Origin of the sequence: Mycobacterium sp. 20KCMC460 (assembly GCF_022179425.1) — a bacterium.
GTDB classification, from domain to species: domain Bacteria; phylum Actinomycetota; class Actinomycetes; order Mycobacteriales; family Mycobacteriaceae; genus Mycobacterium; species Mycobacterium kiyosense.
Window position 1 is genome coordinate 1,923,955 of sequence record NZ_AP025524.1, and the last position, 12,004, is coordinate 1,935,958.

Consider the following 12,004-nt stretch of genomic DNA (forward strand, 5'->3'; position numbering starts at 1 on the left):
CATTTTTGGTTGCGGTGTCAATCTCGGTCCACGCGGTGCTCATGGCACCTGAAGCTGCGGCGAATTGCAGCCTGAGTGCCGACGAGGCCGCTTTCGTGGCTTTGTTGTCGGAGCGGGGCATCTCTCCGGCTCCCGGGGCGACCGGCTGCGACCTGGCGATGGGTGGACACGTCGTCGCCTACGACATCCGTCACGGCGTGTCACCGGCCGCGGAGGCGCGCAAGGTCTACCTGAACACCAACCTCAGCACGGAGCAGTCCATGTGGTTCGTCGCAACCGCGGTCGTGGTCTTCGCTCCCGAGATGGTTCCCAGCCAGACGTCGACCGTTCCCATCACGTGATCGAGGAGAAGTTTCCGATGAAAAAGTTCGTGGTCAGCGGCGTTGTCGCGGTCGGGATTGCGGTGGGATTGGCGGCAGCCGCGTCAGCCGATCCCGCGCCGAACCCTGAGCCGAACCCGTTCGGCGGCGCCGGCTGCGCCGATCCTGCCGCCTGTGTGCGTCCATACGCCGGCGCACCGGCAGTCGGCGACGACGAGATGAATGCGCAGATGCAGGACGCCCTGGCTGCGCTGCAAGCTCTGCCCCGTCCCGGCAACTGAACCTAGCGCCGAGATATCCACTCCGGATGTAGCGACCGGGGACGAGTCGCGGCGTTCCCGGCTGCGGAAAGCGAACGGGATTCTGCCAATCTGCTGACGGCGCCGCGACGCTGACGATAGATTTTCGTTCGGGTATGCACGACGCGTTTCGTTGAGGCGCTGCAGCTGTCGCTTCTCGAGCGCAACAAAGGGTGGGAGCGGCGCGGTGTCATATGTTTTCGTGGTAACCGAGACGATGTCCGCGGCGGCAGCGGACGCGACCTCGATAGCTTCGGTGGTTGCGACCGCCAACCGGGATGTAGCGGGTGCCACGACCACGGTGCTGGCCGCTGCCGAGGACGAGGTTTCCGCGGCGATCGCGGCGCTGTTCTCCGCCCACGGCCAGGGATATCAGGCCCTCAGCGCGCAAGCCGCCGCCTTCCATCAGCAGTTCGTGCAGGCGCTGACCAACGCCAGTGGGGCATACGCCGCCGCGGAGGCGGCCGGCGCCGCACCCCTGGCGGCGATCGAGGACGTCTTCGCGGTTCTCCAGCAGGACGTTGCCGCTGCCCCTGCGGCGCTGTTCAACGGATTCGCCCGGGTGGGCAACGAGATCTTCACAACCATCTTCGGTGCGCCCGCCGCACCGCCCGTCCCGGCCGGGCAACCCGGGGGTTTCACCGGCACACCGTCGCTGATCACCCGGTTCGAAGAGGCTCTGCTGTACCCGGTGAAGCCGTTGTTGAATTTGTCCGGGCTCGAAACCTATATCGCGACGCCGGGCAACCCGGTATTGCAGCTGCTGGCCAGCGACATCCCGCCGCTTTCGTGGTTCATCGGCAACTCCCCGCCGCCATTGTTGAATCTGCTGCTCGGCGAGACGGTCTCGTATTCCACGTCCAACGGGATGAGCATCGTGCAGATCTCGCCGGCGCACCCGACCGGGGATTACGTGGTCGCCATCCACGGCGGCGCATTCATATTCCCGCCCTCTTTCCTGCACTGGATTCACTACTCGGTGATGGCGTATTCAACCGGGGCGACCATCGAGGTGCCGATCTATCCGTTGCTGCAGCAGGGCGGCACCGCCGGCCTGGTGGTTCCCATGATGGCCAACTTCATCGCGTCGCAAACCCAGTTGCACGGCACCCCGCACGTCAGCGTGATCGGCGACTCCGCGGGCGGCAACCTCGCCCTGGCGGCCGTCGAATACATGGCGCACAACATGACCAATACCGCCCTGCCGTCGTCCATGGTTTTGCTGTCGCCGTGGCTGGACCTGGGTATGACGAATCCGAATATCGGCTTCGTTCAGGATCCGCTGCTGCCGGTGGGACTTGCCCAGCAGTTCGGTAAACAGTGGGCGGGCGGCCTATCCATCACCAACCCCCAGGTGAGCCCGCTGTACGGCAACCTGACCGGCCTGCCGCCGACCACGGTCTACACCGGCAACCTGGACATCTTGTCGCCCGACGCAATCTTGCTGAAGCAGCTTGCAGCCGACCAGCACGTGACCAATATGAGCTTCGTGCTGGCCAACGGCCAAATCCACGACTGGCTGATTCTCACCCTGGACGGCCCGCAGTACTGGTCGCAGATCAACCAGGAACTCGGTATCGCGGCCTGATCCCGGGCCCCGCGCGGCAGACAATGGTCAGGTGATTCTTTCCATCGACCTGGGCAAGACTGCCTGCCGGGCCGCCTGCGCCGGCCGCCGGGTCGACGGTCCGGGCGCGCCGGGACTCGCATTTCCCGGCGGGGTACCGGCGGCCGAAGCTGCCATCCTCAACGTCGCGCGGCAGTTCGGGCCGATCGACGAGCTCATCGTCGGCGCGGCCGGGGCGCTGACGGCGCCCGACGCAACCCGGGCACTCGGCGAGTCGCTGCTGACTTCGTTACGCCCGCAGCGGGTTTCGGTGACCAGCGATGCCGTCATCGCCCACGCCGGAGCTCTGGACGGAAAGCCGGGCACCGTGCTCATCGTCGGTACCGGAGTGGTGGCGCTGGCGGTCGACGCCGACGGCGAACTGCGCACCACCGACGGCTGGGGTCCCTGGCTGGGGGACGAGGGCGGCGGCGCATGGATCGGCTCGGCGGGGCTGCGTGCCGCACTGCGCGCCCTCGACGGTCGTGGCCCCCGCACCGTGCTGACCGATGCCGCCGTCGCCCGGTTCGGGCCGCCCCCCACCTGGCCGGCGCAACTCACCGGTGCTGCGACGCTCGCGTCGTTCGCGCCCGACGTGCTCGCCGCGGATCAGGACCCGGTCGCAGCGGGGATCGTCGAGAAAGCCGCCGCGAAGCTCGCCGCGACCGCCCGCGCGGCCGGCGACGGGCCGGTGGCGATGGTCGGCGGCCTGGCCGGAGTACCGGCGCTGCGCAGCGGGCTCGACCTGATCCCGGCTACCGGCAACGCGCTGGACGGAACGCTGCGGCTGAGCTCGATCCACGAACCGCACGTGATCCGGTTGCACGCGCAACACGCCGGGAACCGGCTCGACACGCTGGCGACCGAGGCCGCCCGCCCCGACCTGGACGACCTCGACGCCCGGCCGGTCGCCGACGTCGTCGCACTGCTGGTCGCCGCGGAAGGGCAGGCGCACGCCGCGATTGCGGCCGCACTTCCGCAGATCACGGCGGCAGCCGAGCGAATCGCCGAACGGCTCGAAGCTGGCGGCCGGCTGATCTACGCCGGCGCCGGCACGCCCGGGCGCCTCGGCGTGCTCGACGCGGCCGAATGCGGGCCGACCTTCGACACCGACCTGGTGCGTGGCGTGATCGCCGGCGGCCCGGCGGCGCTGACCCAGGCGATCGACGGCGCCGAAGACTTCTTCGATCCGGCTGATCTCGCCGGCCTGGCCGCGGCCGACGCCGTGGTCGGAATCACCGCGTCGGGCCGCACACCGTATGTGCTCGGCGCGCTCGACCACGCCCGCAAGACGGGCGCGCTGACCGTCGCGATCGTCAACAACGCGCACAGCGAGGCCGTCGCCGACATCACCATCGAGTTGTTGACCGGACCGGAGGTGCTGGCCGGGTCCACCCGGCTCACTGCGGGGACGGCCCAGAAGGTGGTGCTCAACACGCTCTCGACGGCCGTGATGATCGTGCTCGGCAAGGCATACGGCCCACGGATGGTCGACGTGCGCGCCACCAACGCGAAGCTGCGCCGCCGCATGGTGCGCATCGTCCGGGATGCCGCCGGGGTCGACGAGGAAGCAGCTGCTGCCGCGCTGGCCGCCGCCGACGGGCACGCCAAGACCGCGATCGTCGCGCTGCTGACCGGCACCGACCCGGCCGAGGCCGCCGCGCGGCTGGACCGGGCGCGGGGGCGGGTGCGCGACGCGGTGGCGGGTGAGCCCGATGCGTAAGGCCATCGCGACCGTCCTGATTGCCCTCGTCGCGGCGTGCTCGCACGACAAGCCGGCACATCCGGCAGCAGCCACCCCCGCGCCGCCGCGGGCACCGACCTTGAGCAGCGCACCGGCGGCCAAGCCGCCCGAGCCGGCCCAGGCGCCCACCCCGCCCGCGTTCCAGCCGGTCTCCAAGCTGATCGACGACGCGATCAAGGCGGAGAAGCTGCCGGGAGCGGTGTTGCTGGTCGGGCACGGCGGGGAGATCGCCTTCCATCACGCTTACGGCGTACGCAGACTGGCCAGCGAGCCCGGGCTGGACGGTTCGCCGGCACCCGCGGACCCGATGACCGAGGACACCATCTTCGACCTGGCGTCGTTGACGAAGATTCTCGCCACCGCGACGGCGGTCATGCAGTTCTACGAACAGGGCGCCGTCGCGTTCGACGACCCGGTGCAGCAGTATCTGCCCGACTTCAACCCGGCGAACGATCCGCGGCGGGCGAAGGTGACGATTCGCATGCTGCTCACGCACACCTCGGGCGAGACGGGCGACGTCGAACTCAAAGATCCGTGGGGACTGGAGCACCCCGACAAAGCCGAAGGCTTGCACCGCGCGCTGACCACCCCGCTGGAGTCCGAGCCCGGTACCGGTTTCCGCTACTCCGACATCAACTTCATCCTGCTCGGGGCGCTGGTGGAGAAGCTGGGCGGCGAGCCCGAAGACGTCTACGTCCATCAGCACGTGTTCGCGCCGCTCGGGATGGACGAGACCCGCTATCTGCCGGTGGCCAAAGCCTGCGGCCCGCACACGGTTCGCGGCGCGGCCATCGGCTGGGCCCCCGCGCCGGCTACCGGCTCGACGGTCGACTGTCCCGCGGATTCCTGGAGCACTGAGCTGCTGCCGCGCATCGCACCGACCGCGCGGGACGAAGAGAGCCGAGCCGATCCGGGCAAGAATCCCGACCTCGACCACCTGTTGTGGGGCACCGTGCACGACATGACGGCGCGGCGGATGGGTGGGGTGGCCGGGCATGCCGGGGTGTTCTCGACGGCACACGACGTCGGCGTCTTCGCGCAAGCCTTACTCGACCGGCTGGCCGGCCGGCCGAGCACGTTTCCGTTGACGCAAGCGTCCCTGGAGTTGATGACCAGCCCGCAGCAGCCCGGACACTCTCCCACGCAACTCGACGCGGCCAACGCCGCCACCCGGGAGGCGGTCGCTAAGCGGCCGAATGCCAGGGATCCGCTACTGGCGCCGCGCTATCCGGCGATTCCAGGGCAGAACCTGCGGGGCTTCGGCTGGGACATCGACACGCCCCTGTCCGGGACTCGCGGCCTGATATTCCCGATCGGCAGCTTCGGACACACCGGCTTCACCGGCACCTCGATCTGGATCGACCCGGCTTCGAACACGTACATCGTGCTGTTCGCCAACTCGATCCACACCCGAGGCAGTCCACCGATGTCGGATCTGCGCGGTGAGGTGGCGACCGCGACGGCCCGGGCGCTGGGACTGCGCTAACGGGCGTCGAATCAGGTCCGTTCGAAGTGCTGGTAGTCGGGCGTCCGCCAGTACCCGCCCCACTGCCAGCCGCGATCGGTGAACGCGCGCTCGGCCGGGTCGCCGCCGTGGATGAGACCCGGGTCGGTGCGGCTGCGGTCCAGGTAGACCGCCGCGTTGCGCGGTTCGAAGTACCCGCTGCTGTACAGGCACGGGTTGATCAGGGGGTTGATGTCGACGGCCCGCCCGTAGGCGTGGGGCGACCAGTCGCCGCTGTCGGGGATGCGCCGGCAGTTGAACGCCGAGGTGTTGTTGTCCTCCATCGACAGCTCGTCGTCGGCGTCGGAATAGTTGTCGACGGTGCGGATCTTCTCGACCGGATATCCCAGCCGCAGCAGCTGCCCGAAAATCGCGACCACGTCGGCCACCAGGTCCTCATGCACGATCAGTCCGCCGCGGTGGGTCTGGCCGTCGAAACCCAGGTAGTCGACGTCGACCCGGCGCAGTTGTTCGGGTTGCACCGGACATTCCGGGCGCCAGGTGGTGCCGAGGTCCGCGGCGGTGATCGGCTGCCCGGTCGCCGCTGCGGGAGCGGGCGTTGCGTTGGCTGACGGGCTCGGCGGCACGCTCGTTGAGGTGACGGTGGTCGCCGGCGAGGACGGATGCGGCGGCGCTGCGGCGCACTGCACCAGCAGCACAGCCGCAACCGTCAGCCACGCCGGCAGGGCAACGCGCCGCTGCCCGATGCAGGTCAAGTCAGGACGAGCTCGGGCACGTCCGGCTTGTGGACGATCTCGTTGGGCACCTTGAACAGGTCGATCATGTTGCCGCCCATCACTTTCCGGACGCCTTCTTCGTCCAGGCCGTGCTTTTCCAGGTCGTCGACCAGGCTGATCGGGTCGGACAGCCCCTCCGGGTGCGGCCAGTCCGAGCCGAACATGACGCGGTCGATGCCGCACAGGTCGGCGATCTGCTTGAAGTCGTCCTCCCAGAAGGGGGCGACGTACACGCAGCGCTTGAACGCCTGGATCGGGTCCTCGAGGAAGTCGTGCGGAATCTTGGCGTAGACGCCCTCGAATTGGTGCAACAGATAGGGCACCCAGGAAGCGCCGTTCTCGACCGACAACACGCGCAGGTCGGGGTTGCGGGTCAGGGCTCCGTGGCAGACCAGGGCGGCCATGGTGTCCTCGATGGGCCGCTTACCCATCGCGACCATCCGGAACGCGGTCGGCTTGAACGGTTTGAACTCGTCGCCGGGCTCCCAGTCGTTGAGGTATTCGGAGTAGCCGCTGTCCGAAGCGTGCATCGACACCGGGATCCCGGCCTTGACGCAGGCATCCCAGAACGGGTCGAATTCCGGCAGTCCGAGCGAGCGGGTGCCGCGGAAGCCGGGCACCGGCGCGGGCCGCACCAGGATGGTCTTGGCGCCGCGCTGCAGGCACCAGTCGAGTTCCTCGAGGGCGCGGTCGACGATGGCCAGGTTGATCACCGGAGTGGAGAAGATGCGGTCCTCGTAGTTGAACTGCCAGGTCTCATACATCCACTGGTTGAGCCCGTGGATGATGTCCAGAATCAGTTCGGGATCGTCCTTGAGGCGTTCCTCGACCAGCGAGGCCAGCGTAGGGAACATCAGCGTGTAGTCCAGGCCGAGGCTGTCGAGGACCTCGAGACGGGCCGCGGGATCGCGGAACGCCGGAATGGCCTTCATCGGCTTGCCCATCACCTCGCGGAAGCTCTTGCCGCCGCTGCCGTGCCGGAAGTACTCCTCCTGGGCGCCGGGCCGGGCGACCACCTCGAACGTCGGGTTGGGGATGTAGTCGCTGACCACGTTGCGAACCATGATCTTGGTGCGGCCCCGGACGTCGATGTAGTCGATCACACCTTTGCGGTGGTCCGGCAGGAACTGGGTCAGCGCTTCCTTGGGCTCGTAGAAGTGGTTGTCGGCGTCGAACACCGGGTAGGGAAGGTGGCGTGACGGCATGGCTGTCTCCTGGCGGTCTTGATGGCGCGGAGCGGTAATGGCTGGACGCCGCTCCGGTAATGAGGTTACCACTCCGGGTGGCGATGCAATGCGGGTGTAGGGCAATTTCCGAACGCTATTGACGTAGCGAGAATTGTGTTACCGGCGGATGACCGGTCGGGGGGTTCAGCCGGCGGCCTGCAACGTGATCTCGGAGATCTGCGTACGGCTCTGGCCGTTGGTGGTGCCCAGGGTGGAGATCCATACCAACACGTTGGAAGAAGTCTTGACGCGGCCGTGCACTTCGATCCGGTTGTGGCCCGGCTGCAACGTCGTCGTCGGGGTCAGCTCGGTGGTGTCGGACAGCTTGGCGGGGGACTCCGACGGCGAGGAACGGATCTGCACCTGGGTGCCGGTGCTGGGGACGTCAATGGTCACCACACTCAGCGCCGTCGGTTCGGACAGGTGCAGCAGCAGGCCCATTCCCGAGATGAATTTCGGGAACGGAACGCTGTCCTGATAGGTGACCGTCGACCAGGCCGTGTCGGGGTTTCCGTCGATCGCCAGCTTGGCGTCCTGCGGGTTGTCGGGGGCGCCGTCGGGGGAGAACACCGTGGCGCTGACCGGCTTGACCATCGGTCCCGGACGCGCAGCGGTGCCGAAGAAGTCGGTGAAATAAAGCACCGCGACAGCGGTCAGCGCAAGCACTGCGACGACGGCGCCGACGACCGCGATCCGGGTCCCCCAGCGCGTCGGTGGCTTGCGCGGGGCGTCGTCGGCCGGCGGGAGCCGCGGTTTCGAGCGGTCGGCGGCGGAGAGGTTGACGACTTTATCTGCGTCGAGGGTGTCGCCGTCCCAGACGCCGCTGACCTCGATCTGGTCACCGTCCTCGAGGCGGCCGCCCAGATCGGTCGGCATCTCGACCGGCAGGGGAGCGCGGCGGGATCCCGGGAGATCGTGCTGGACGATCTGGAACGTCAGGACCCCGATCTGATCGTGGCCACCGACGGCGCTCTGCTGCACGTGGCGGGCGGTGCCCTGCACAACGACACGCTCGAGGGGTTGGGTGTGCGGACGGTCGGCGCGGGCGCCACTGCGCAGCGCCGCGGCGAACTCGACGCAACTGGGGTAACGGTCGTCGGGGTCTTTGGCCAGCGCCCGCGCCAGCACCGCGTCCAGATGCGCGAGTTCGGGCCGGCGGTCCGATATCCGCGGCGGCGGCGTGCTGAGGTGGTGGCTGACGACGACGGCGCGATTGGTGTCCTGGAACGGCGGCGCCCCGGTGAGCAGATGAAACGTCGTCGCCGCCAGCGCGTACTGGTCCGCGCGGCCGTCCAGCTGCTTGCCCAGCAGCTGTTCGGGCGCCACGTAGCTGATGGTTCCCATGGCGACGTTGGCGTCGGTGAGGTTGCTGACGTCGTCGATCCGGCGTGCGATGCCGAAGTCGGTCAGCAGCACCCGGCGGCGGTTGCCGTTACCCGCGGTGACCAGGATGTTCTCCGGTTTGACGTCGCGGTGCAGCAGTAGCCGCTCGTGCCCGAAGTCGAGTGCCTCGGCCACCGCCGACACGATTTCGACGACGTCGTTCTCCGGCATGCCGTCGCGGTAGTGCTCCCGGATGAGCCGGCCGGCGTCGGTGCCGTCGACGTATTCCATCGAGATCCACAACCGGCCGTTGAACTCGCCGCGGTCCAGGACGCTGACGATGTGTGGGTTCCACAGCGTGGCCGCCAGTTCGGCTTCCCGGTTGAACCTGGCCCGGAACTCCACATCGTCGGTGGCGGCCAGCGACAAGACCTTGAGGGCGTCGTGTCGGGGGAGGCGGGGATGGTGGGCGAGGTACACCTCGCCCATGCCGCCGGCGCCGAGTAGGCGCTCGATGGTGTAGCCGGCGAAGACCTCGCCGTTGGTCAACGGCATGCCCGAAAGCCTACAAACCGGCGCGGCTACGCGTCGGGGCCGGTTTCCAACAGCCGTAACGGGTGCAGGCCGTCGACGGCGCCGACGAACGGCGGGTGGATGCTGTAGCCGATCATGCGGCGGATGTCCGCGGAGACCGTTCGGGCGATGTCGCGTGAGATCGACAGGGTGTAGGCCTCCATCGGTCGCAGCCACGGCTGGCAGTACTGCGCGGTGATGGCAAGACGCTCACGGTCGGTGGCGTTGGCGCCGCCGCCATGCCAGAGGGTGCCCACGAAGAAGACGCAGGACCCCGCGGGCATCACCACCGGGACCGCGCGGTCACCGGCGCCCGGACGGCGCTTGCCCCAGCGGTGGCTGCCCGGATACAGCACGGTGGCGCCGTTGTCCGCGGTGAAGTCGTCGATCGCCCAGATCGTCGCCGCCGCCAGCGGCCCGCGCGGCCGCGGAATCGGGTAGAACCCGTCGTCGTGGTGGGCCAGCTGCGCGGCCTCGCCGGGCAGGATGTTGATCGCCTGCAACGCCGACAGCAGGTAGTTGGGCATCAACAACCGGTCGAGGCAGGCCAGCACCCGCGGATGGTCGGCGAGCCGGTCGCAGACCCGGGTCCGGCTCAGCACGCTGTAAATGCGCTGGGTGCGCCGGCCTTCGAAGGAATTGCGTCCGGTATGTCCCAACCACGGGCCGACCACCGCGCGGATCTGCCCGCACTGATCGGCGCTGAGCAGGTTCTCCCAGATCACATAACCCTCGCGGTCCAGGGCGGTCAGGTCGGCATCGACGATCGCGGTGTCGACAGAGCTTCCGCCCGTTGGCGTCCGCCGGTGGCGCTGCGCCAGATCGCCGCGCAGATCCTCCAGTGTGGTGACGGGTTCGTCGTCGATCGTCATCGTCAGTCCTACGTCGCAATCAACTGCTCTCCTGCGACCACACTAGGCCCGACTACGGCTTGGCGGTGCCCGCCACGGCGACCAGCAGATCATCCAGTCGCCGCGCCAGGTTCCAGCCTTGATAGACGGCGAAGTGAATCACCAGCTCCGCCAAATCCTTTCGAGTCATATCGCCGAGTTCCAGTGCCGCGCGTAGATGCTCGCGGACCTCTTCGTCGATCGCGCTGGACGCCGCGCTGCAGATGCTGATGATGCGCCGGTCGCGCCGAGTCAGGTACTTGTCCCGGCTCCAGACCTCGCCGTAGAGGTAGTCCAGGCGGGCGCACCCCTGGAAGGCGGTCGAGGCGTCGGGTGGCAACGCGCCATGGACCTGCTGGTAGGCCGCGATCCCGCGGGCCCGGCGCACATCGTCGTCCACCGGTTCGGCCCAGAGCTCGAAGTCGTTGGGGCCCAACGCTTGTCCGGATTCTTCCTGGATCTTATAGGCCGCCATCATCCCGTACATCTGCAGCACCGACGCTTTGGGCCAGCCGGCCTGGGTGGCGAAGTGCAGCACGAACTCGTCGTACTCCGGGTAGCTGACGTCGCCGCTTTTCAGGGCGGCGTAGACGTGCGTCTCGATCGGGACGACGGCGCCGGCCAGCCCGACGCAGGTCAGGGTGATCCAGCGGCGGTCCCGGGGCGTCAGGACGCCTCGGCGCCACATCTCACCGAAGACGAATCCGATCACCCCCGACTCGATGTAGGCGCCGCTGGGCTCGGGGCTCGGGGTGGTCATGATGTGCTCGTACTCGGCTCGCGCGACCGCCTGCCGCTCTTCGCGAGTTGTCCACTCCGCCAACGTTTTTCCTTTCCTAGAAGCCCTCAGAGCCGCATGATCCAGCCGCCGTCGACCGAGATGGTCTGCCCGTTGATCCATTCGCCGGCCGGGGAGCACAGCAACAGCATGGTGCCGACCAGGTCGGCCGGCGGCCCGGAGGTCTTGCCGGGGATCTGCGCGGCGAGAATGTCGCGGAACGGCGAATCCCTGGGCAGGCTGACGTATCCGCTTTCGCTGGCCACCAGACCCGGCGCGATCCCGTTGACGTTGATGCCGCGCGACCCGAGTTCGGTGGCCAGGTTGCAGGTCAAGCCGTGCAGCGCATACTTCGACACACCGTAGATCCCGCCCGGCATGAACGCCCCGGCCGACAAACCGTTGACGACCCGCCCGCCGCCGCGCCGGGTCATCGACTCGATCACGGCCTGTGTGCATACCAGCGGTCCGCGCAGGTTCACGTTCAGCACCCGGTCCCAGTCCGGCATCGGCATGTCGGACAGGCCGAACGGAGGCAGGTCGGTCATGACCGCCGCGTTGTTGATCAGGATGTCGATGCCGCCGAAGGCCGCTACCGCGGCGTCCGCCATCGCCGCCGCCGACTCCGGCGACGTGACGTCCAAGCGCACGGCGATTGCCGAAAATCCCTGTTGCACAAGCCCGTCGGCGCATTCCCGGGCGGCGTCGAGGTTGATGTCGGCGACCACCACCGATGCCCCGGTCGCGCACAGCGCCTCGGCGTAGGTCCGGCCGATGTCGCCGGCGCCGCCGGTGACCACGGCGACCTTGCCGGTGAGGTCGAACAGTTGCGTCACATCCATTCGAGCATTAAGCACCCCTTGACCAATGAAGTCAAGTGCCTTAATGATAAGTAATCTGTCTTAAAAACCGTCCGTTGATTCTGCGCCGAGGGCGTGCTCCATTCGCACCTTTGCGCCGTAGCCGCAGAGTCAACGGCCTTGAGCCCCCTGGGATCGGAGGAC

11 protein-coding genes and 2 pseudogenes are annotated in these 12,004 nt (G+C 68.1%); 7 read left to right on the forward strand and 6 right to left on the reverse strand.

The features are described 5' to 3' along the window. Window positions 1-41 precede the first annotated feature (41 nt). The 7 genes and pseudogenes from MKCMC460_RS08960 to MKCMC460_RS08980 all read left to right on the forward strand — a co-directional run bounded on the left by MKCMC460_RS08960 (window position 42) and on the right by MKCMC460_RS08980 (window position 5,455). A complete protein-coding gene (locus MKCMC460_RS08960; RefSeq protein WP_236981559.1) occupies window positions 42-341 on the forward strand; it encodes a DUF732 domain-containing protein in 300 nt (99 codons plus the stop codon). A gap of 17 nt (window positions 342-358) precedes the next feature. Continuing rightward, the gene (locus tag MKCMC460_RS08965) at window positions 359-601 is read left to right on the forward strand and encodes a hypothetical protein (RefSeq protein WP_236981560.1); all 243 of its coding nucleotides are present in this window, start codon (window positions 359-361) and stop codon (window positions 599-601) included. 220 nt (window positions 602-821) lie between these two features. Continuing rightward, window positions 822-1,073: pseudogene (locus MKCMC460_RS31710) on the forward strand (PE family protein); the annotation flags it as partial. Between the two features lie 108 nt (window positions 1,074-1,181). Further along, window positions 1,182-2,207 (forward strand): alpha/beta hydrolase fold domain-containing protein, encoded by a 1,026-nt coding sequence (locus MKCMC460_RS08970; protein WP_370653153.1) that lies wholly within the window; start codon window positions 1,182-1,184, stop codon window positions 2,205-2,207. Between the two features lie 31 nt (window positions 2,208-2,238). Beyond that, window positions 2,239-2,937 (forward strand): annotated as a pseudogene (locus tag MKCMC460_RS31715) (N-acetylglucosamine kinase); the annotation flags it as partial. Window positions 2,938-3,045: 108 nt separating this feature from the next. Further along, window positions 3,046-3,948 carry an N-acetylmuramic acid 6-phosphate etherase gene (murQ, locus tag MKCMC460_RS31720; RefSeq protein WP_370653155.1) on the forward strand — a complete coding sequence of 301 codons (903 nt, stop codon included), beginning with the start codon at window positions 3,046-3,048 and terminating at the stop codon, window positions 3,946-3,948. After that, entirely contained in the window at window positions 3,941-5,455 is a 1,515-nt protein-coding gene (locus tag MKCMC460_RS08980) for a serine hydrolase (protein ID WP_236981562.1), read from the forward strand. Before murQ ends, MKCMC460_RS08980 begins: the two co-directional genes overlap by 8 nt. Window positions 5,456-5,466: 11 nt before the next feature. Here the strand turns inward: MKCMC460_RS08980 and MKCMC460_RS08985 are convergent, their stop codons facing one another. From MKCMC460_RS08985 to MKCMC460_RS09010, 6 genes are all read right to left on the reverse strand, one after another. After that, window positions 5,467-6,189, reverse strand: coding sequence for a M15 family metallopeptidase (locus MKCMC460_RS08985; RefSeq protein ID WP_238305578.1), 723 nt, complete (start codon window positions 6,187-6,189; stop codon window positions 5,467-5,469). Then, on the reverse strand, window positions 6,186-7,415 hold the full coding sequence (locus MKCMC460_RS08990; RefSeq protein ID WP_236981563.1) for an amidohydrolase family protein: 1,230 nt from the start codon (window positions 7,413-7,415) through the stop codon (window positions 6,186-6,188). Before MKCMC460_RS08990 ends, MKCMC460_RS08985 begins: the two co-directional genes overlap by 4 nt. 165 nt (window positions 7,416-7,580) lie before the next feature. Next, a complete protein-coding gene (locus tag MKCMC460_RS08995) occupies window positions 7,581-9,314 on the reverse strand; it encodes a serine/threonine-protein kinase (protein WP_238305581.1) in 1,734 nt (577 codons plus the stop codon). Window positions 9,315-9,340: 26 nt separating this feature from the next. Further along, the gene (locus MKCMC460_RS09000) at window positions 9,341-10,204 is read right to left on the reverse strand and encodes a phytanoyl-CoA dioxygenase family protein (RefSeq protein WP_236981564.1); all 864 of its coding nucleotides are present in this window, start codon (window positions 10,202-10,204) and stop codon (window positions 9,341-9,343) included. 52 nt (window positions 10,205-10,256) lie between these two features. Continuing rightward, window positions 10,257-11,045 carry a carboxymuconolactone decarboxylase family protein gene (locus tag MKCMC460_RS09005; RefSeq protein ID WP_236981565.1) on the reverse strand — a complete coding sequence of 263 codons (789 nt, stop codon included), beginning with the start codon at window positions 11,043-11,045 and terminating at the stop codon, window positions 10,257-10,259. Between the two features lie 23 nt (window positions 11,046-11,068). Next, window positions 11,069-11,842 carry an SDR family oxidoreductase gene (locus tag MKCMC460_RS09010; protein ID WP_236981566.1) on the reverse strand — a complete coding sequence of 258 codons (774 nt, stop codon included), beginning with the start codon at window positions 11,840-11,842 and terminating at the stop codon, window positions 11,069-11,071. Window positions 11,843-12,004 lie beyond the last annotated feature (162 nt).